This window comes from Streptomyces sp. DG2A-72, assembly GCF_030499575.1.
Taxonomy (GTDB): Bacteria; Actinomycetota; Actinomycetes; order Streptomycetales; family Streptomycetaceae; genus Streptomyces.
This window is the reverse complement of the sequence record NZ_JASTLC010000002.1, coordinates 28,457-47,182: the sequence shown is the minus strand read 5'-3', so window position 1 is coordinate 47,182 and position 18,726 is coordinate 28,457. Positions and strand designations below refer to the sequence as shown.

Annotated in this window: 29 protein-coding genes; 23 read left to right on the top strand and 6 right to left on the bottom strand. The window is 70.5% G+C overall.

Annotation, left to right across the window (positions count from 1 at the left end):
* Nucleotides 1-172 precede the first annotated feature (172 nt).
* The 4 genes from QQY66_RS49180 to QQY66_RS49165 form a co-directional block, all read right to left on the bottom strand.
* Entirely contained in the window at nucleotides 173-1,873 is a 1,701-nt protein-coding gene (locus QQY66_RS49180; protein WP_301987857.1) for a transcriptional regulator, read from the bottom strand.
* A gap of 9 nt (nucleotides 1,874-1,882) precedes the next feature.
* Nucleotides 1,883-2,428: a helix-turn-helix transcriptional regulator gene (locus QQY66_RS49175; RefSeq protein WP_301987856.1), complete on the bottom strand. Its 546-nt coding sequence runs from the start codon at nucleotides 2,426-2,428 to the stop codon at nucleotides 1,883-1,885.
* A gap of 13 nt (nucleotides 2,429-2,441) precedes the next feature.
* Complete coding sequence (locus QQY66_RS49170) at nucleotides 2,442-3,269, bottom strand: hypothetical protein (RefSeq protein WP_301987855.1); 828 nt, start codon at nucleotides 3,267-3,269, stop codon at nucleotides 2,442-2,444.
* Nucleotides 3,270-3,589: 320 nt separating this feature from the next.
* On the bottom strand, nucleotides 3,590-3,898 hold the full coding sequence (locus QQY66_RS49165) for a helix-turn-helix transcriptional regulator (RefSeq protein WP_301987854.1): 309 nt from the start codon (nucleotides 3,896-3,898) through the stop codon (nucleotides 3,590-3,592).
* Nucleotides 3,899-4,048: 150 nt separating this feature from the next.
* On the opposite strand from QQY66_RS49165, the gene QQY66_RS49160 reads away from it, so the two are divergent.
* The 7 genes from QQY66_RS49160 to QQY66_RS49130 all read left to right on the top strand — a co-directional run bounded on the left by QQY66_RS49160 (nucleotide 4,049) and on the right by QQY66_RS49130 (nucleotide 7,129).
* Complete coding sequence (locus tag QQY66_RS49160) at nucleotides 4,049-4,366, top strand: hypothetical protein (protein ID WP_301987853.1); 318 nt, start codon at nucleotides 4,049-4,051, stop codon at nucleotides 4,364-4,366.
* A complete protein-coding gene (locus tag QQY66_RS49155; protein ID WP_301987852.1) occupies nucleotides 4,366-4,569 on the top strand; it encodes a hypothetical protein in 204 nt (67 codons plus the stop codon). The genes QQY66_RS49160 and QQY66_RS49155 overlap by 1 nt, the downstream gene beginning before the upstream one ends.
* Nucleotides 4,566-5,402: a hypothetical protein gene (locus tag QQY66_RS49150; RefSeq protein WP_301987851.1), complete on the top strand. Its 837-nt coding sequence runs from the start codon at nucleotides 4,566-4,568 to the stop codon at nucleotides 5,400-5,402. The genes QQY66_RS49155 and QQY66_RS49150 overlap by 4 nt, the downstream gene beginning before the upstream one ends.
* Nucleotides 5,399-5,710 carry a hypothetical protein gene (locus tag QQY66_RS49145; RefSeq protein ID WP_301987850.1) on the top strand — a complete coding sequence of 104 codons (312 nt, stop codon included), beginning with the start codon at nucleotides 5,399-5,401 and terminating at the stop codon, nucleotides 5,708-5,710. Before QQY66_RS49150 ends, QQY66_RS49145 begins: the two co-directional genes overlap by 4 nt.
* Entirely contained in the window at nucleotides 5,707-5,982 is a 276-nt protein-coding gene (locus QQY66_RS49140) for a type II toxin-antitoxin system RelE/ParE family toxin (RefSeq protein ID WP_301987849.1), read from the top strand. Before QQY66_RS49145 ends, QQY66_RS49140 begins: the two co-directional genes overlap by 4 nt.
* A gap of 18 nt (nucleotides 5,983-6,000) precedes the next feature.
* Nucleotides 6,001-6,384, top strand: a complete 384-nt coding sequence (locus QQY66_RS49135) for a hypothetical protein (RefSeq protein WP_301987848.1) — start codon at nucleotides 6,001-6,003, stop codon at nucleotides 6,382-6,384.
* Nucleotides 6,385-6,526: 142 nt separating this feature from the next.
* Nucleotides 6,527-7,129, top strand: coding sequence for a hypothetical protein (locus QQY66_RS49130; RefSeq protein WP_301987847.1), 603 nt, complete (start codon nucleotides 6,527-6,529; stop codon nucleotides 7,127-7,129).
* A 73-nt stretch (nucleotides 7,130-7,202) separates the two neighbouring features.
* Here the strand turns inward: QQY66_RS49130 and QQY66_RS49125 are convergent, their stop codons facing one another.
* Both QQY66_RS49125 and QQY66_RS49120 read right to left on the bottom strand, forming a co-directional pair.
* The gene (locus QQY66_RS49125) at nucleotides 7,203-7,763 is read right to left on the bottom strand and encodes a UTRA domain-containing protein (RefSeq protein ID WP_301987846.1); all 561 of its coding nucleotides are present in this window, start codon (nucleotides 7,761-7,763) and stop codon (nucleotides 7,203-7,205) included.
* A gap of 31 nt (nucleotides 7,764-7,794) precedes the next feature.
* Nucleotides 7,795-8,574, bottom strand: a complete 780-nt coding sequence (locus tag QQY66_RS49120; protein WP_301987845.1) for a GntR family transcriptional regulator — start codon at nucleotides 8,572-8,574, stop codon at nucleotides 7,795-7,797.
* A 254-nt stretch (nucleotides 8,575-8,828) separates the two neighbouring features.
* Here QQY66_RS49120 and QQY66_RS49115 point away from each other — a divergent pair, with 254 nt between their 5' ends.
* The 16 genes from QQY66_RS49115 (at nucleotide 8,829) to QQY66_RS49040 (ending at nucleotide 18,604) form a co-directional block, all read left to right on the top strand.
* On the top strand, nucleotides 8,829-9,197 hold the full coding sequence (locus tag QQY66_RS49115) for a hypothetical protein (protein WP_301987844.1): 369 nt from the start codon (nucleotides 8,829-8,831) through the stop codon (nucleotides 9,195-9,197).
* A complete protein-coding gene (locus tag QQY66_RS49110) occupies nucleotides 9,185-9,478 on the top strand; it encodes a hypothetical protein (protein WP_301987843.1) in 294 nt (97 codons plus the stop codon). The genes QQY66_RS49115 and QQY66_RS49110 overlap by 13 nt, the downstream gene beginning before the upstream one ends.
* Nucleotides 9,475-9,645, top strand: a complete 171-nt coding sequence (locus tag QQY66_RS49105; RefSeq protein ID WP_301987842.1) for a hypothetical protein — start codon at nucleotides 9,475-9,477, stop codon at nucleotides 9,643-9,645. The genes QQY66_RS49110 and QQY66_RS49105 overlap by 4 nt, the downstream gene beginning before the upstream one ends.
* Nucleotides 9,642-9,914: a hypothetical protein gene (locus QQY66_RS49100; protein WP_301987841.1), complete on the top strand. Its 273-nt coding sequence runs from the start codon at nucleotides 9,642-9,644 to the stop codon at nucleotides 9,912-9,914. The genes QQY66_RS49105 and QQY66_RS49100 overlap by 4 nt, the downstream gene beginning before the upstream one ends.
* Nucleotides 9,911-11,158, top strand: coding sequence for a tripartite tricarboxylate transporter TctB family protein (locus QQY66_RS49095; RefSeq protein WP_301987840.1), 1,248 nt, complete (start codon nucleotides 9,911-9,913; stop codon nucleotides 11,156-11,158). The genes QQY66_RS49100 and QQY66_RS49095 overlap by 4 nt, the downstream gene beginning before the upstream one ends.
* Nucleotides 11,155-11,400: a hypothetical protein gene (locus QQY66_RS49090; protein WP_301987839.1), complete on the top strand. Its 246-nt coding sequence runs from the start codon at nucleotides 11,155-11,157 to the stop codon at nucleotides 11,398-11,400. The genes QQY66_RS49095 and QQY66_RS49090 overlap by 4 nt, the downstream gene beginning before the upstream one ends.
* Nucleotides 11,397-11,708: a hypothetical protein gene (locus tag QQY66_RS49085; protein WP_301987838.1), complete on the top strand. Its 312-nt coding sequence runs from the start codon at nucleotides 11,397-11,399 to the stop codon at nucleotides 11,706-11,708. The genes QQY66_RS49090 and QQY66_RS49085 overlap by 4 nt, the downstream gene beginning before the upstream one ends.
* 76 nt (nucleotides 11,709-11,784) lie before the next feature.
* Complete coding sequence (locus QQY66_RS49080; RefSeq protein WP_301987837.1) at nucleotides 11,785-14,001, top strand: FtsK/SpoIIIE domain-containing protein; 2,217 nt, start codon at nucleotides 11,785-11,787, stop codon at nucleotides 13,999-14,001.
* A 238-nt stretch (nucleotides 14,002-14,239) separates the two neighbouring features.
* Nucleotides 14,240-14,764, top strand: a complete 525-nt coding sequence (locus QQY66_RS49075) for a hypothetical protein (RefSeq protein ID WP_301987836.1) — start codon at nucleotides 14,240-14,242, stop codon at nucleotides 14,762-14,764.
* A 12-nt stretch (nucleotides 14,765-14,776) separates the two neighbouring features.
* Complete coding sequence (locus QQY66_RS49070; RefSeq protein WP_301987835.1) at nucleotides 14,777-15,427, top strand: hypothetical protein; 651 nt, start codon at nucleotides 14,777-14,779, stop codon at nucleotides 15,425-15,427.
* A gap of 184 nt (nucleotides 15,428-15,611) precedes the next feature.
* Nucleotides 15,612-15,878, top strand: coding sequence for a hypothetical protein (locus QQY66_RS49065; protein WP_301987834.1), 267 nt, complete (start codon nucleotides 15,612-15,614; stop codon nucleotides 15,876-15,878).
* Nucleotides 15,879-15,939: 61 nt separating this feature from the next.
* Nucleotides 15,940-16,416, top strand: a complete 477-nt coding sequence (locus tag QQY66_RS49060; RefSeq protein WP_301987833.1) for a Pycsar system effector family protein — start codon at nucleotides 15,940-15,942, stop codon at nucleotides 16,414-16,416.
* A 133-nt stretch (nucleotides 16,417-16,549) separates the two neighbouring features.
* Nucleotides 16,550-16,915: a hypothetical protein gene (locus tag QQY66_RS49055; protein WP_301987832.1), complete on the top strand. Its 366-nt coding sequence runs from the start codon at nucleotides 16,550-16,552 to the stop codon at nucleotides 16,913-16,915.
* 72 nt (nucleotides 16,916-16,987) lie between these two features.
* Complete coding sequence (locus tag QQY66_RS49050; protein ID WP_301987831.1) at nucleotides 16,988-17,572, top strand: hypothetical protein; 585 nt, start codon at nucleotides 16,988-16,990, stop codon at nucleotides 17,570-17,572.
* 4 nt (nucleotides 17,573-17,576) lie between these two features.
* Nucleotides 17,577-17,876, top strand: a complete 300-nt coding sequence (locus QQY66_RS49045; RefSeq protein ID WP_301987830.1) for a hypothetical protein — start codon at nucleotides 17,577-17,579, stop codon at nucleotides 17,874-17,876.
* Nucleotides 17,873-18,604, top strand: a complete 732-nt coding sequence (locus tag QQY66_RS49040; RefSeq protein WP_301987829.1) for an RNase adapter RapZ — start codon at nucleotides 17,873-17,875, stop codon at nucleotides 18,602-18,604. The genes QQY66_RS49045 and QQY66_RS49040 overlap by 4 nt, the downstream gene beginning before the upstream one ends.
* Nucleotides 18,605-18,726 lie beyond the last annotated feature (122 nt).

Genomic DNA, 18,726 nt, shown 5'->3' with positions numbered 1-18,726 from the left:
TGTGAGGGATGGACACCCGCGCCGCCCGGCGAGACGCTCCGCAGAAAGCTTTGAACCACCGGGGCCCGGAAGCGCAGCGCGACCGGGCCCGCGCGTCCACCGTGGCGCACGGCGGCAAACGAGAGGGGCCCCGGCATCAGCCGGGGCCCCTCTTGAGTCGCTCCGCTCGGGCTCACTCGCCCTCGCGGACGGCGTCGCCACCCTTGATGAACCGCGCGGGATTGTCCCCGGCGCCTCCCGTTTCGAGGTACCACGACATCGTCTGTACGCCCTCCTCCTTGCAGTAGCCGGGATTCGGGCCGAGCCGGAAACCCCCCGGCATCGGGGAGCCGTCCGGCTTACGCGGCACCACCGCGCGGGCCGTCGGATGGGCCGAGGCGTAGACGACGCAGTCCGACAGCACTGCGAGCGGCACGGCTCCCGTCGTGACCCATGTCTTCACCATCTTCCGATGCCCGCCGACACGAGCCGCAGCGATCACCGCCGCCCGCATGTCCGGCCGCCACGTCGGCCTTTTCAGCGCCGCCCACGGGGCATTACGGCCGGAGCGCTTGCCCTGCGGCTTCTCGCGCATCTTGCCCACGCCGCCCTTGGCCGTCTGCTTGATCGCAGCAAGGACGGCGACGGCCTCCGGGTCACGCTCCTTGATCGTCGCCATGGCCCGGAGGAACGACTCCTCGTCCATGTCCTCGGTGACGCCCAGGTCGGCGAGCGTGGCCATGTAGGCGTCACGGAGACGGCCGTACCAGAGATCGAAGTAGCCGCCCGGCTCCTGCCGCAGCCACGCCGCGAGGGGCCGCACCTCGACCCCGAGCTCGACCGCGTACGCGAGGGTCTGCGTCGTGTACCAGGCCGGGCCGGTCGGCGCCTGCCCGTTCGGCGTGAACGGCGACGGCATTCCCGCCGGCAGCTCGACCCACTCCTTCGTGACCGGGTGCTTCGTCCGCAGCGCAGCGCCGGACAGGTCGACCAGCCACGTCCCCGGGACCTTTTTGTCGAAGCGCGGGCCGTCGGTGTAGACGGCCTCGCCGAGGCCGACGAGGAGCCGACTCGACGCGGCAAGAAACGCGGTGTTGATGTCGAGCCCCACGACGTACGGCAAGGCGGCCTCGGCCTCGGTCGGCTTGCGGTACCAGGTGAGGGCCTCCTCGAAGATGACGTGTTCCGGGGTGCGCTGGTCCCTCGTCCGCTCGGCGGCGAGGGGATGCTCGTCCGGAGCCTCCGGCGGGGCCGGGTCGACCGGCTTGGAGAGGGAGCCCTCGACCGGTACCCGCCGCATCTTCCCGGTGCCCCGGTCGAACTGCACGCGAGTCGGGGGCCGGAGCGCGGTCATCAGGGCGATACCGCAACCGGCGGTGGAGCCGGTCGGGCTGATGACCCGCTCGGCGTACACGCCGAGGGCGTACGCGAGTGCGCCCGGGTTGGTGGCCACCTCGGCGAGCCCGCCCCATCGCAGATGATCAGAGAAGGCGCCCCACGGGATGACGGCGACGCGCACCTCGACGCGGTCCTTGAACAGGAAGGACCAGGCTCCGAGTCCGGCACGGCTCAGGGTCCACCCGGCCGCGTCCACGGCCTTGACCGCGGGGTGATCCTCGGTCACCCGAAGGTTCCGGCGGTCGTCGAGCTGGAGCGGCAGGCCGAGGGCCCCGGCCGCCGACTCGTCCAGCACCAGGAGCGGGCCGGAGGGCTCGTCGTACTTGGACAGACCCGGGGCGCCCAGGCCGTACGCGAGGGCCCACTCGGCGGCTGTGGCAAGGTCGGTGACGTCCGCCGGCACGTCGGCGGTCTGTCCGTTGGGAAGGTGGGCGCGCAGTTCGCTGCCGACCGCTTCGAGGACGGCCAGGGGCGCGGTGTACGAGACCTCAGTCATGGCGTCCTCTCAGTGGAAGTCGATGTAATCAATGTCGGAGAACGTCACGTCGAGCCCGTCCGCCCGGGTCCCGCCGTCGCGGAAATACTCCATAGCGAGGGCCTCGCCCGCGATCTCCTGCGCCTTCTCCTCGTCGCCGTTGCGCAGGGCCTCGAACAGGTCGTCGAGGAGCTCCTCGGGGACGTCCTCGGTGAGACGCCTCATCCGCGCGTCATCCGTCGACCCCGCCGCAGCGTGGAAACCGAAGCTCGCGCGTGTCTCGATCGTCAGGCCGCGGCTCTTGGCGTCCTTGATCCCCTTCGCGGTGACGCGCGGCTGGTGGTCCTTCGACACCTCACGGCGGAGGGCGTCGAGCGTCTCCGCCTTGCTCTTGCGGATGTCCCGGTCACCCTTGACGATCCGCTGAACCTGTCGCCGCGAGATGCCGAGACGATCGGCCACCCGCTGTGTGTTCCCCTTCTCCCGCCGCATCAGGGCGTTGAACAGACCCTTCGGGGTCTTCGGTAGATCCCGAGTCTGAATCCGGGCCCGCAGTGCATCAACAACCTTGCCCATGGTCCGGCTCCTCTCAGGCGATCTTGTAAACGGTCGAGCTGGGCGGGATCACGGCCTTCTCCGGCGTAAGGCAGATGGCGCCGCCGCACAGCACGTTGCCGGGCAAGCGGGTCTTGAACGGCGTGTCACAGACGGGGCAGTCGAGCCGCCGCTCCGGGAACTCCCCGCGGTGCGACTGCTGCGCCGGGACGACGTACGACACCGGCAACTTCCGCAGCAGCTTGGACAGATAGCCGCCCGGCCGGTACGCCTGCCGGTTCTCCGACGAGTCCAGCGCGCGGAGGAGGGCCTCCTCCGGCCACCCGTTGCGCAGGCACCACGTCACCGACTTGATGCCGTTGTCCCGCTCCTCGGGAGTCGTGCCGACGAACCACCGAACACGGTTGATCACGGCCTCAGCACGTGCCGGCGCCTCGTCCCACGCCGCGCCTTCGAGCCGCGCGGCGGTGAGCCCGGACATCAGGGTGAAACGGTCGGGGCGGCGGCCGGTGACGTACCCGGACGTCCCCGAGGCCCGCATGGTCACCGGGCGGAAGGTGACGAGGTCCGCGGCCACCAGGTGCGGCCGGTGACGCTCGATCGTCCGCAGGCTGACCCCCGCGAGCTTGGCCAACTCCTCTTGGCTGACCTGCCCTTCCCACCCGATACCGGCAAGAGCGATCAGGCACTTTGCGCACGTGGGGTCGGGGGCGATGACGTTACGGGCCCACTCCTGCGCACCCGGCAAGAGCGGCTGACCGATCCCGCCCGTCAGGGGAGTGCGCTGGTCCTCGTCGATACGGCCGTGTTCGTACAGGTGGGCAAGGTGGTACTGAGTCGCCCTCTTCTTCAGGCCGACCACTTTCCCGAGCTCTACCGTTGTGAGCCATGTCTCAGGGTCGGCCAATTGGTGATCTCCGAGAGCCCCGAAAATTCTGATGCAGGGATCGCATTCATCAGGGCTGATAGCCCGGTGTGGTGCCACGATTACATTCGGCCTTTCTGGCCACTGCGGTGTGGGGTCCCCGGGGGGCTGGGTACACTCCGCACTAGACCTAGAGCAGGGTCGGCGCGAGAGCCTCGACGGGCGGGAGCTGGTAACTCCCGGTAGATCCCCGGCGGGGCTTTTGCAATTCAATGGGTAATTCGCAGGGGGATTGGCGCACGGTCTGTGATCACCGGCTAAACCGTGATGACCTCCTGCGAACCGCCGATCATGTCCGCCAACCGGCGAGGCGAGAGCTTGCTCACGGCGTGCGACGGGCCGCAAAGAAGGTCGGGGACCGGGACGCCGTAGTGCGCCGACAGCTTGTCGATGTCCCCCATCGACCACACCGCCTTGCCGTTCTGCTTCCGGCTGACCTGCCCCTGAGTGATGCGCAATCCCCGGGCGAGCTTGGTCTGATTCTCGCCGCACGCCTTCATCAGAGCGGCGACGGTAATCCTGAGCGTGGCCTCGCTCGTGCTGGCCGCGTTCCCCAACTTCCCCATGCTTTGACCTCACCGTTTGTGAGCTGGACTCATAACGACTGCTAGACCGGTCCGCTCGGTTCCGCGCCGATCACCGCACACTCTTGCACGGTTGCAGCACAACTACAAGTCTCGCTTGTAGTGCACCTGCGTTCGTGTCATCCTCGGGGCATGACTACCAAAGACACCGACACCGACGCCAGCACCGAAGAGAGGACGCTCGCGGAGCTGAGGCAGGCGTCCGAGGCGGCCGAGGACGCGGCGAGGAAAGCAAAAGCCGCCCTCCTCGAACGAGCGGTCAAGGACGCCATGGCGTCCACCAAGTACGGCCACCTCAGCGCCGTAGCCCGAGAGGCCGACATCGCCTCTCAGTACCTCCGCGACCTCATCGAGAAGGACCACCCCGGTTGGCTCGACCGGGCCGCCGAGGAGCGCAAGGCCGCGAAGGCGGCGACGCCCAGGGGCAGGAAGACCGCGAGGGCGGCCTAGTGGACAGCGGGCGCGGCCGTGCCGGCGGGGACGGACCGGTATTCGGTGAGCTGGGACGCGGCAAGACGTCGGCCGTCGCCGTCGCGCGAAACCTGTTCGAGGTCAACGGCACCCCGTATACCGAGGTCGAGGACACCGACGAACTCGGCCGGGAACGCGTCTGGTTCATCGTGGGGCGGCCCGATCCGGAGGCCACGCGGTGATTCAGTGGTTCGACACGATCGCCGGGAATCTCGTCTTCCTGGCTGCGGCCGTCCTGTTGCTGAACGGCTTCTACAAGCAGCAGCCCGCGAAGGTCGTGACAGCCTTCATCTGCGCCGGAGTCGGATACGCCGTCGTCTCCGGGAACTTCAACGACTTCGTGTCCCGCGAACTCCTCGGCGAGACGAACACCCCGCCCCCCGCAACTCCCGGCGGTGACGGTGAAGCCGACGGGCTGAGCTTCCCGACTTGGCTCCTCTGGCCCGCGCTCGGGGTCATCGCGTCCGCCGCTGTTGCGGCCTACGCGGCGAGGCTCTTCCAGCGCCGCCGGCACCGGGCCGACCGCCGCGGGGCTATCGAGGCCGATCACAACGAAGTGCGCGACGCGTACGCGGCCTACGTCTGCGACATCCTCGCCGTGCTCGACCGGCCCGCCCTCGACGACGTCCAAGTCACGCAAACCGCGGCCTTCCTGCACGCCATGGACGCCGCCGACCATGCCAGCCGGGGCGACGACCTCGACGCCTACCGCCAGGCCGTGAGCGAACTCAAGACCGCATGGCGTGCGGCCGACGAACACGCCCGTAAAACCGGCACCCGCCACTTGCCGGAGCGCGAGCGGACCGCCATCGGTAGGGCGCGCGCCCTCTTCGAGAAGGCCCTCGACCAGCGCGGCAGCGAACACGAACGCCGCGCCGCCCACGCCAAGGCGCGCGAGCTCCTCGACGGTGTCCTCGTCATCCCTCGGCAGGCCGCCGCTGAACTCGAAGGCCGCCGTCGTCTCGCCCTCACCAAAGCCGACCACCCCGTACCCGAGAGGAGCCCCCGGACGTGACCGCAGCCCCGGCCGAGAGGCCCGACCCGTACCGCACAGACGAACACAGCGGCCCGCGCACCCTCACGCAGCTACGAGCCGCACTGTCCGCGGCCTCACCCGCGGACCGTGAGGAGTTCGAGCAGCAGCTCGGCGAGCTCGAACTCAGCAGCACCGAGGAGTTCGTGACCCTCATTCGCGTGTGGCGGCACCGCCTTGTCATGCGTACGAATCCGGCGATCCTCGCCGCTGTCGCCGCGAGCGCCGACCCCACCGCCCCGCGCTACACGTCCGAGGAGATCCTCGGCGGCCGGGAGGCGGGCCGGTGACCCAAGGCGCGATGTGGTCCGTCGTCTACAGCGAGACCGGCCGCGCCGGGCTCGCCACGGCCACCACCGAGGAGCGGGCCGCCGTCCTCGCGTTCGAGAAGGAACTCGCCCAAGACCCCTACACCCGGGGCGAGTTGTACCCGGACCGCGTCGGCGGCCTCTACACCGCGCTGCTTACCGTCGCGGGCCGCCTCGCCTGGACCAGCGTCCTGTACCGGGTCGACGAGACCCGGCGCGAGGTGCTGATCGTGGCCATCGTGTCCGGCCCCTGATCCGAGGAGAACAAGCCTGTGGGGGAGAGCTCGACCGAGGCCCGCGTCGCGGCGGCCGTCCAGCGCAACGCCCGATGGCGCGCATGGTGGGAGGCCGAGACTGCCATCACGGCCATCATGTCCGACCCGGAAGTCCGGCGCCTGGGGGAGGAGGTCCGGCAGGAGGAGACCCGCCTCGGGCTGGAACTGCGTCCCCGTCTCCAACCCTTGCAAGACCAGTACGACCGCGCGGTACGCGAGGGCAACATCGACGCTCTCACCCGCACCTGTCACGGCAAACATGGCCGGTGGGGGCGCATCTGTGTGTTGGCCGCAGGACATGAGTCGGTCGAACTGCACTGGGGGATCACGGCCGAAGGACAGCCCGTCGCGTGGGTCGGCAGCGCCCCCGACGACGACTGACACACGGCAACTCTGGGCCCGTGCCGGCGTAGACGGCGCGGGCCCCACTCATTCCCTGAAAGTCGTCAGGAGCTCCTGACGGTTGCGATATCGTCAGGCATTCCTGACGATATTGCGCCGTGATCGAGTCGAGGAGCGCCTCATGGGCTGGCTGTACGCGGAAGGCGACAACGCAAGCGAAGACGACAACCACGAGGGGCACGTCGTGGCCGTCCTGTCGGACGGAGAAGACGGGGCCAAAGACGTGTGGGAGGACAACGAGGAGAGCGAAAAGCGGGGCCTGAGCTGGGCATGGTCATTCAAGTACGACGGCAAGGAGGGGCGACGGAAGGCTCAGGGCCTGCGGGTTGTCTGCTACTGCGGGTGGAAGGGGGCCCGTCGCCCGGCAGACTTCACCGATCCCGACTCGTGCGACACGCAGCTCAGGCAAGAGTGGGAACGCCACTGCGAGATCAGCATGTCCCGCGAGCCGACGCGACGCCTTCGGCGGCTCCTTGACGATCTTGCCGAAGTGTTCGACCAGTTGAACGGCCGAGACCTCCCGGAGCGCGAGCCTGCCCGCCCTCTTCTCGCCGCCCACGCGTCGGCCACATTGCAGCGGGACATCGAGTCGTGGCAGAGGGACGCCGTACGTGTGGCCCGAGCGGGGGGCTTCTCCTGGGAGGAGATCGCCGGTCCGCTCGGGATGAGCAAGCAGAGCGCACACGAGAAGTTCGCCAAGGATGCACCGGGTGATGCGGACTAGCGCCGGCACCGCAGTGGGAGAAAGAACGAGCGCCCGCCCCGGAAGGGGCGGGCGCTCTGCATTCTGGGGTTCGTCAGTTGAGCGGCGCGGCGTACCGCAGCGTCCAGCCGCGGCCGAGGGTATGCCGGGTGACCTCGACGACCCGGCCCTCGGTAGTCCGGCCGACGTGCGTCACGGTGAGGAGGAGCTCGCCCTCCTCGACGCCGAGGGCCTCGGCCTGGTCCGCCGTCGCGGGCCGCTGGTCGACGTCCTCGACGGCCTCGGCGCCCTGGTCGAACCCGGCCTCGCGCATGCGGGAGATGATCCCGCCCGCCCCCGTGTCGACCTGCTCGATACCGGCCGCGGTGGCGACGTCGACCGGAATCCACGTGTCGGCGAGCTGGACCAGGCGCTCACCGTCGAACATGCGGCGGGCGCGGACGACGACCGGCCCCTCGGTGCCGAGGAGCTCGGCGACGTCGGCCGGGGCCTCCGTGCGGCTCACGGTCACCTCAGCCCGCGGCGTTCCCCCGCCGCGGCGGGTCTCGCTCTCGAACGCGCCGTGTGCGCCGTTGGCCTCGCGCAGATCGGTGCGGTACCGGCTCCGGGCATCGCGGGTGATGCTGCCGTTCGAGCCGATCGTGTTCTGTGCCATGTTCGGTGGAGTCCCTTCCGTGTGGGTGTGATCAGTGAGTGGGGCCGAGTGGCCAGGAGTACGACAGGCGCCACAGGTGCGAGGGCAGTACGTGAATCGTGACCTCGACCGCGCGGCCGTCCTCGGTGCGCCCGATGTGGGCGATCTCGAAAACGCGCTGATCCTCCGCCATGTCGAGGGCCTCGACCTCCTCGGGCGTCGGCCTGCGTACCTCGATGTCTTCCGTGATGTGGGCCTGCGCGTGGCCGAGCTCGGCAAGCCGAGACTTCGACCCGCCCGGCCCGGTGTCGATCTCTTCGAGCCTCGTCCCCCCGGCGATCTCTAGCGGGAGGTACGACGTCGCGAGCTGTACCGGGACGTCGTCGGCGAGCATCCGCCGCACCCGGGCCAGGGTCGACACGCTGTTCACGTCGACCCCGAGGACGTCCGCCACCCATGCCGGCGGCTGCACGTGGTGCGTGGCGGTGACGGACGACGGGGTCATGCCGAGGCCGCGGATCTCGGCCTCGAACGCGCCCCGCGCCTGCCCTTCCTCCCGCCGTGCCCGGACGTAGCGCGACGTCGAATCGCGAACGATCTTCTTGACGATCCGGTGCACGAAACTGCCCCGGCGGCCCTTGGTGATCAGTCCCTCGGAGAAGAGCAGGCGCAAAGCCTGTGCGGCAGTCCCCCGATTGGTGCCGATCTGGTCGGCGAGCTCCTCCTCGGTGGGGAGCTTGGAGCCAGGGGGATAGGTCCCCCCGTTGATGCGTGCGCGCACCTCGTCGGCGACTGCGCGAAACGTCGCTCGGCGCGGCTCTCCGTCTGTCATGCATCCCACCCTATCTGCAACCCATCCGGTCGGGTTCGGCTTGCGACACAGCATGAATGGAATCCAAGACTATTGCAATGGATTCCATTCGATGATTCACTCATGGCGTGCCGATCAACGGCACCGAGCGAAGGCCCTAGGGCCAGAGCTTGCATGGTCCGCCGTGCCTGAAAAGGCACGGCCCCGGGGCGTCTAGTCCACGCACACCGGGGCCGTTCGGCGGACTCCTCAAACCCGAAGAGGAGTGATTCCGCGTGAGCACCACCATGCCCGAAACCTCGGTCGTCCGGCGAATCGCCGCGTCGGCCCGCGGCCTCGACGCCGAGGCCCGCCTCGACCTCTCCGCCGTGATCGGCCTCGACGTCGACCTCGTCCTCGGTTACGAGTACGAGATCCCCGAGGGCCTGAGCGACGAGGACCACCGCGCGGCCCTGTTCGCCGCGTTCACCGACGAGATGACCCGTACCGGCGCCCTGGTCGACATGATCGAAGCCGGGTACATCGACCTGCCCCGCTCGTACGGCCGCCTCCTCGTCCTCGCGGACGAGCTGACGCAGGCTGACGACGCCGACGGGTTCGAGGCCGACACCGATGAGGAGCTCGTCGGGGGGTGGGCCGCGTGATCATCAACCGCCGCACCACCGCCCGCGCCCTGCGCACCGTTCTGGACCTGGCCGACCGGCTCCACCGCGGCGCCCTCCTGGTCCTGGTCCTGGTCCTCGTTGGCCTCGCCTACGCCGCCGCCCCCTTCCTGGTCGCCCTGTTCACGGCGATCGTGACCGCGGTCAAGGCCGCGGTGTTCCTCGCAGGGGCCGCCACCCTGGCCCGTCTCGCCGTGAAGGCGGCGGCGGAGTTCCGCCGCCCGGCGTCCCCGGCCGCCCCGACCACCACCCCCACCGCATGAGCACCCCGTCCACCGCCGCGCGGACCGTCGCCCCCGACACGCTCCGCAGCCGCCGGACCGCCACTGAGAAGGCCGCGAAGTGCGCCGTTCTCCGCGCCACGCAGGCCACCCGCCGAACCGCCCGGACCGTGCTCGACTCCTACGCCGACCCGGAGTCCGCCCGATGACCGCCGTCCGCCGCAGGCCGCGCCGCGCCCTCGCCGGACTCGCGGCCGCGATTCACCACCTGATCGTGTCGCGGACCGTCCTTACCGGCCTCGTCATCGGCTCACTCCTCGCGCTCGCCGCCGGTCACCGGACGCTGTTCGCCCTGGCCCTGGCCGCCGCCGCGCTCGTCGTCATCGTCGCCGTGCGAGCCGAGTCCCGCCCCCGATACGCCGCCTGCCCCCTGTGCGCCCGCCCGCGCCGCGGCACCCGTAAGGAGCACACCAAGTGAGCGACCTCGCCAACTTCTACGAGGAGAAGCGGAAGACAACCGCCGCCGAGCGCGAGCAGGACCGGCACGACCGGGCCGACCAGCGCGAGCAGGACCGACAGGACCGGCTGACCGAGCGCGAGCAGAACCGCAAGGACAAGGCCGAGGACCGCGAGGAGGAGCGCCGCCTCCGCCAGGAGAAGGAGCGCAAGGCCAAGGCCCACCGCGCCGAGCGCCGGGCGCGCCGCGCCGAACTCGTCGCCAAGGCCCGCGGCGCAGGAGACACGGGCGGCGCGCTCGTCGCGATGTTCTGCTCGATCCTCCCGGCCCTCTACTTCCAGCTTCGGGCGCTGGACACCGCGAACCTCCCCGTCATCATCAGCCTGTGCCTGGCCGTGATGCTGGAGTCCGGCGCGTGGGTCGCGACCGTCGCAGGCGAGCGCGCCAAGCGGGAGGGCCGTCCGACCCTGCGCTTCCGCATCGTCATGTGGGCCTGCGCCTCCTTCGCTGCGCTGATCAACTACTCGCACGCGCCCGGCCCGGAGTGGCTCGGTTGGGTGCTCGCCGCCACCTCCTACGGCGGGGTGTTCTTCTGGGAGGTCCGCGGCTGGGGCCGTCACGGCAAGGCGACGCGCACCAAGGCGCAGCGCCGGGAGACCCGCCTCCGTAACAAGCACGACCGGCGCCGGCGCCGTCGCTTCAAGGACGTGTACGAGCGGTACGAGGACATCGTCGCCGCGTACCCGTTCGGCACCGTCGACCGAGAGAAGGCGTGGGCGCTCGCGTGGCGCGACCGCCACGGGGCCGCGCTGAGTATCACCGCGGACGTCCTCGCCCGCCGGGTCGAGGCTGACGTCGAACTTGCCGAGGCCGCCGGCATGTCCGCCGAGGCAATCGCCGTCGAGCGTCTGATCGACGACATTCTCGGCGGCGACGGAGGCCCCGAGGGACCGCTCGCGAAGCCTGCCGGCCGCGGCCCGAGCGGGGGCCCGAGCAAGGGCGGCCGATCCCTCCGAACCCTTGGGCGAAAAGGGAAGGCGCCGGTTCGGCGTACCTCCGGCCGCACCGCTCCCAAGACCCCGAACAGGCCCCTCGATTCGGCTGACCTCGACAAGGTCCGCGCCCTCGCCGACGCCCTCGGCGGCGCACACAACCTGTCCGTCGCGAGCGTCGGCAAGGCGATTCACGGCGGCTCGACCGACTACCTGAAGCGGCTTCGCGACCACGTCCAGCACGAGAACAAGGAGAAGGGGACCACTCGATGAGCACCGCCAAGGGACACCAGCCGCCGCGCATGCTGATCGTCGCCGTGCCCGCCGGGACGTACGTGATGATCCGCATCGTCCCCGAGAACGGGTGGGGGCCCGCCGCCATCGTCGGCGCCCTTCTCGCGATGTTCATCCTCTGGGGGCCGAAGGCGATCAACGCCGCCTCGAAGGCCCTCGCCGTTCGCAACGCCACGAAGCAGAAGAAGGCCGCCGAGAAGGAGAAGGAGGCGGCCAAGTGACGCACACGACGGCCCCCCTGAACGTCTTCCGGATCATCGCCGCGGAACAGGCCGACTTCGCAGACGCCGAAGCGGAGAACCGGCACCCGCAGCTCGCCCGCACACACGCCGAACTCGGCCTCGTCTACCTGGAGTTCGAGAACGCCGACTCGGACAACCCCCGCGTGACCAAGGCATGGTGCGCGGCCGAGTCCGCCCGCATGGAGCTGATGGAAGGGACCGCGACCGGCGCCTCGGTCGACGTCGTCCGCGCCCGTCTCCACCTCGCCCTTGCCCAGCTCGACCAGGCCGCCGGCACCACCGACTGACCCGCCTCACCCCAGCACCACGCCCGGCCGACCTCCCCCGGCGGCCGGGCCCCCGCACCGGAAGGAACACCCCGCAATGACCACCAGCATCGAGCGCGACGAGATCGAGGCGGGCATCGTCGACCACGCGCCCCGGTTCGACGACGAGAAGCGCGACCAGCTCGCCGAGGACGCCCGCGACGCCGTCCACGCCACCCCGGCCGGTGTCGCCGACCAGTTCACCGGAAGCGTCAGCCTCGACAAGACTCCCGAGGACGGCGGCGCCGTCGTCGAGTACCTCGACGAGGAGCCGGTCGACGAGGACGAGCGCGCGGCATGGGGCCTGCGGCCGATCATCCCCGAGTCCCTCACCGACCCGGGCGTATGGCGGCAGCGCCGCGCCGTCCTCGCCAACCGCGCCGCCTTCCACACCGTCCGCAGCCCCGTCTACCTGTGGCGGGCCGTGTCCCTCGTCGGGATCGGCGCCCGCGTCGGTGTCCGGGACGCCTGGTCGTACCTGTTCGCAACCGAGTTCGGCGAGATCGCCGACAAGGTCCGCCGCGTCAAGGCCGACCCCCACCACATCGCCGACCTGCGCGCCGACCGGCGCAAGGAGGCCCGGGAGCGGCGGCGCGAGGCCGTCACCGTCTACGCCATGACGGGGTTCACCACCTACACGGCCGCGCTCCTCGCCCTCGGGCAGACCTGGGGCATGATCCTGGCCGCCCCCGCCCTGATCCCCGTCTTCGGTGTCCTGTACTTCCTCGGCCGCCGCGAGATGATCCGCCGTTCCCCCGACCTCCCGTTCGCCGTCCTCGACAACGCCGCCGAGATGGCCACCGACGGGCCGGTCACGGACGAGCGGATCACGCGGGCCCTGCGGGACATCAAGCTCATGTCGGCCGAGCAGGAGATCAAGCCCTCGGGTCTGGCCACCCGCGACGAACTCGGCAACACCACGGTCGAGTTCAAGACCCCGGCGGGCCTGGTCTGCAAGGCGATCAAGAACAAGGCCGAACAGTTCGCGGGCGCCCTCGGCCTGCCGGTCGAGCGGCTCGACATCGAGCAGGGGGAGACCCCGAACGACGTCATCCTCTGGGTGGCCGCCACCGTCCCGTTCTCCGGCGAGGCCCCGATCTCGCCCCTGGTCACGGCCAAGCAGTGGGACATCTGGAACGGCGTTCCCTTCGGCGGCAACCGCAAGGGTGTGCGGAAGGTTCTCCAAGTCCTGTGGTCCTCGCTGCTGTTCGGCGGTGCCCAGGGCTACGGCAAGACGTCGGCAATGCGCCTGCCGGCCGCGGCCGGGGCCCTCGATCCTCACTGCCGCATGCTGCTTGCCGACTTCAAGGGCGGCGCGGACTGGGAGGAGCTCGAAGAGATCGCCCACCGCGTGATCATCGGCGCCGACCCCGCGAGCGTCGAGGAGTTCATCGAGCTCATCGACGAACTCATTGAGGAAATGGACGACCGTTTCGCCAAGATCCGGCGCATGCCCAAGGCACAGCGGCCGGACATGCGGCTCACGCCCGAAATGGCCGAGACCCACGACATGCCCGTGTTGATGCTGCTCATTGACGAGATTCAGGAGGCTTTCGGCGTCGTCCTGGCCCGTAAGGACGGACTGAAGGAATTCGCGGCTCTCGTCGAGAAGCTCGCCCGGCTGATCCGTCGCGGCCGGGCCTGCGGCCTGATCATCATTGCCGCCGCGCAGCGCCCGAGCGCCCGCAGCGTCCCGACCGACTTCCGCGACGTCATCCTCAAGCGCTACTCGGTGCACACCGTGGACGACACGTCGTCCGACATGATCCTCGGCGACGGGCAGGCCAAGCGCGGCCACACCGCGGCCGGGCTCGGTCAGATCGGCGTCGGCATCCTCGCCGAGGAATCCGGCTCCGAGAAGATCATGACGGACTGGATCAGCCCGCAGCACTTCACGGACATCTGCGCCCGTGGCCGCGCCCTGCGCATCGCCGCCGGCACCCTCACCGGATACGCCGCGTCGGGTCTGCTGTCCGTCGTCGGCATCCTCGCCGAGATCCGCGCCGCGTTCGACCGGGCCGGGGTCGACGAGCTCGGTAGCGCGGACATCGCCCGCCTCCTGCACGACCAGGACCCGGCCGCCGACTGGGGGCAGCGCGAGGGCGAGAGCGACCGCGCTTGGTCCTCGCGGGTCGGCGCCCGTCTCGGCCGCGAGATCGAGGAGGCCCTCGACGGCTCCGGCCGGACGCTCGACCGGGTCAAGGTCACGACCCTTGCGGGCACCGAGGGCCGCGGATTCCGCCGCGAAGACCTGAACCTCGTACTTGGCGCATAACGGGATGAAAGGACGTGTCCGGGGAGGTGTCCTCACTGCAAAACCGCAGGTGAGGACGTGTCCCGGACGTGTCCGCCCCGTAGCGGGGGTGTCCGTGAACGACACCCCCGCCCCCCGCCCGACACCCCCCGTGACACCCCCCAGACCTGCACAAATGATGGCGAACCGCACCCCCCGGACACCGTCCCGACACCCCAGAACCCACGCACGCGAACCACGCCGAGGAGCGCTGACGATCATGGAAAGCACCACCCACAGCTACGCCGAGGCCGCCCTCGTCCACCACCCCGAGCCGATGTCCGGCCACCCGGCCGCATACCGCCCGATCGTGATCAAGACGACCGCCGAGGCGGTATCTGCCCCGATAGCGGACGTGGTCGAGGTCCGCACCCTCGACGGCCGCACGATCTACCAGTACGCCGCCGTTCCGGCCGCCGAGCCCGCGAACCCCGCCCCGGCCTCGAACGCCGTCCCGGCGTGGGCCAAGACGACCGCCCTCCTCCTGGTGAGCGCCTCCGCCTCCCTCGTCATGGCCGCGTACGCCGCAAAGGTGTTCGCCGAGGCCGCTACCGCGCTCGTCGCCGCGCTGCTGCTGCTCGCGAAGGTCGCCGTCGTCCTGGCCTTCGTCTTCGCCCTGGCCGTCGCCGTCGTCGCTAAGCGCCGACGGGGCGGCGGCCAGACCGCGACCGCCACCGCGACCGCCACGGCCGGGCTCTTCGGCCGGGCAAAGGCCGTCGCTACCGCCACGATCAACAACGGATAGGAGAACCGCCCGATGGCACAGACGCTCAAGATCCGGAAACTCCACATCGACGGCACGGCGGTGAAATGCCCCGACGGGGAAGGCGTCCCCCGCGAGGTGACACTCATCCCCTCCGGCGCCGCCGTGAACGCCACATGCGGGCAGCGCCACAAGGCCCCCCGCGGCGAGCGGCAGATCGGCCGCCGCCCGCAGTGCTTCTTTCAGGTCGACGGCCTCGCCGCATCGCAGCTCGCCACGATTGCCCAGGTCGACGCGGGCCGCCCGTTCCGGATTCGTCTCGCGGGTGACAAGAAGATCGAGGGCGTCCTCGTCTCGGTCGGGCAGGGCGGCGGTTCCGTCGCTGCCCAAGCCTCCGCCGCCGCGAACGCCAAGGGCGGCGGTTCGACCAAGGCCGGGCCTGCCATGCCGGCGGGACGGTCCACGGGCGGCGCCATGGCTGCCGCGTTCGGCGCTGTCGCCGCGGTGGCCGGTGCCGTCGGCCAGACCGCCGCCGCGGCCGGACAGGTCGCCACCGCCGGGGCCTCCGCCGTCGGTTCGGTCGCCGACCTCGGCCGCGAGGGCGTCGGCGCGGTGCGCGACGGCATCCGCGAGGCCGGGGCCTACGGCGAGCGCCGCCACGAACGCAAGATGGCCGCCCCCGCAGGCGGGGGCGACGAGGACTGATCCGCCGTACGACGGGCGCCCCCGAGGAGCCGCTCAAATCGGCTCCCGACGGGGGCGCCCGTCGCGTTCCGGCCTCTCCTCGACCCGCAGGGCAACTTTCAGTCAAGCTGTCAGTTCAACTTGTAGTTGTGCTGAAACTCGTGTCATGGTGGACCCGCAACACCGAACCGAAGGAGAGACCGCTTTGAAGCCCACCGACGCGCAGGCCGCCTACGTGACCGAACTCGCCGCGCAGCTCCTCACCGCCGAGACCGAGATCGCCGCCGAGCACGGCGAGCACATGCGCCCCGGGCGGTTCGTCACCCGGACCGACCCCGAGACCGGGAAGACCGCCGTCGGCTTCGTGCAGTCGGTCTACCGCCGGGAGGACGGCACGGCCGCCGCCGACGTCGAGCTCGTCGGCGCCCCGTCCGGCTCCGTCCCGGCCGCCGAGCTCGGCCCGACCTCCTGACCGCACGCACCGTCGGGGCCTCGCACAGAGGCCCCGGCCCCTGCCGAAGGGAACCATCCCCGTGACCGCGAACGCCCCCGAGCGTGCCGCCGCCCACCCCGCAGACGAGGGGCTCAACCAGGCCCGAACCGACGTGATCAGCGAGATTGTCCGCACGGACACCAAGGCCGCCGCCCTGCTGACCGCGTTCGGCCTGCCCCTCGCCGTCCTGGTGGCCACCCTCCCCGGCCGCCACCTCAACCAGGCCGCGGCCGTCCTGGTCGGCCTCGGCGCCGTCGGCCTGGTGGCCGCAATCCTCGTCGTCCTCCTCGCCGTCCGACCCGCGCGCACCAAGCGCCCCCGCGGCTCCTACCTGTATTGGGCTACCTGCACCGCCGAGGACGTCGTCGCGGACGTCGCGGTCGACCGGCGCCCCGAGAGGATCGTCACCCTGTCGAGGCTCGCCGTCCGCAAGTACGCCGCGCTGCGTCTCGCAATCGACATCACGGGCGTGGCAATCGTCCTCCTGGTCCTCGCCCTCCTCGCCGGGCTGACCTGACCTCCCGCAGTACCCGCCGTGCGACGCGTCGAGTCGTCGCGGTCCGGCATGTCCCGCACGTGCCGGCGCCGGGTCAACTCGGGCCATCCCACAGCACCGCCCACGACCCCAACACCCCGGAGGAACACCGCACATGAAGCCCACCCCCGAAACCGAGATCACCGGTACCGCCACGCGCTTCAACCTCGAAGGCGACTCCAAGGGCGCCGTCCTCGTCGTCTACACCGAGGACGACAACGGCAAGATCGGCCGCTCGTGGATCAGGTTCGACGAAGCCGCTACCCGTGCCCTGAAGTCCCGCGCGGCGACGCTGCCCGACTTCCCCGCCGAGGAGACCGCGCCCGCCGAGGACGTCCTCGCCTCCCTGCCGTCCGGGTTCACCTTCGGCGGCAGCGCGCCCGTGATCGGCGGGGGTGTCGTCCTCGGCGACGTCCACGGCGTGAGCGGTGGTGTGGTGTACGGCGATGTCCACCTCGGCGGACGCCCGTCCGGTCAGTAGCTCCAGCCACAGCGCACCCCGGCCGGGGCCACCAGGCCCCGGCACCGACCGGACCGAGAGGACCAACCCGACATGAAGTCCGCCGCCTCCGGCGTCGAACGCCTCGCCCTGTTCGCCGCACTTCTGAGCACCTTCGAGGCGCTCCACCCCCTCTGTGACCACTGGGCCCAAGGGTCCGAGACGGCCCGGTGTAAGCGCCTGTACGGCTCCCACCATGTCTACCGGGACGGCGTGGCCGTCGGGGACGAGGAGCACGACCGCAGCGACGAGCCGACCATGACGGCGAACGCGCGAGGCCGCCGCGCCGTCGCGGTTCACGTCGCCTCTTATACGGGCATCCAGACGGGCGCGGCTGCCGCCCTCACCCGAGCGTTCGGCCGCCGTGTCCCCGTGTCCGCCCTGCTTGCGGGCGCTGCGATCAACGGCCTGACGCACGTAGTCATTGACCGAGGAGCCGCGTTCCTCTGGCTCGCCGACAAGACCCGCAAGCGCGGATACGTCGACCACTGCCAGGCCGTACGGATGAAGGACGACGGCACCCTTACGAAGGAGATCAACGGGCCCGGCACGGCATGGATGGAACTCGACGCCGCTCTACACCTGGCGATCGGAGCCGGAGCCGCCGCGGTGATGACCTGGCTCAGCACCCGGGACTGACCCCGTGCCGCGCCTCACCCCGAAGCGGCTCGCCTTCCTCCTGGCCGCGGCCGAGCACCCCAAGGGCAGCATCCTGCCCCGCGTCGAACTGCCCTCGGGCGGGACAGCGTGGCTGACGCCCGCGGACGAGACCGCCCTCGAAGAGCTCGGCCTCGCCGACTCCCTCGACGACTGCGGCCACATCCAAGGCACCCCCGACCCCGACGGCGAGCACCGGACACACCCGCACGTCTTCCGTATCACCGACCAGGGCCGAGCCGCCGCACGCGCCGGCACCACGCCCACGAAGGGAAAGACACCGTGACCGACTCGAACTCCAGCCGCGCCGCCCTGCGCCGCGTCGTCGCACTCCAGAACCGGGGGGATGCTCTCCTTCTGGCGACGACGACCCGCGCGAGGTACGACCAGCTCCAGCACGATCACGGGACGGCCACCGAGTTCAACGACACCGAATCAGAAGCCAGCACAAAGGCCGCCCTCGCGGAGTTCGAGGAGGAGCCGCCCCACGTGACCGGGGAGGAGCTCCTCGGCTACTACCGCGAGAAGCGGGCCGTTCTGCGCGAGCTCACCGACGAGTTCGGGGCCGAGGAATTCGGCGAGGAGCTCGGCAAGGCAGAGTTGCAGTACAGCGAGGCTTTCCGCGCGGCACCGGCCGACGTCACCTATGAGTCGTTCGGCTACCTTCACGGCCCGGTACCCGAGGCCGACCTCGTATTCGACATGCGGCCCTTCAAAGACCCGCACCTCGACCCGAGCCTTCGGGACCTCACCGCGACTCACGAACTCGTCATGCGCGCCGTGTTCAACACCCCCGGCGTCCGCGAGCTCGGTCTCGCCATCCGCGCCGCCGTGGACGCCTACCGCTCGAACCCGCTCGCCGGTCCGGTCCGCGTCGCCGTCGGTTGTGCGGGAGGCCGTCACCGCTCGGCCGCAATGGTCCGGTGGCTCGTGATGCAGCACCACGAGGAAAGGGACGAGGTCAAGATCGTGAGCGAAGACCGCGACATCGAAAAGCCCGTCGTCGAGCGGTAGAAGACGCCTGCCTCAATTCCCAGACCGAGCCCCCCGCCCCGCTCATCATGGGGGCGGGGGGCTCCGCGGTTCGGCGCGTACGCCGAACTCGTTACACCCCACGCGAGCCCAGACTCGCCGAC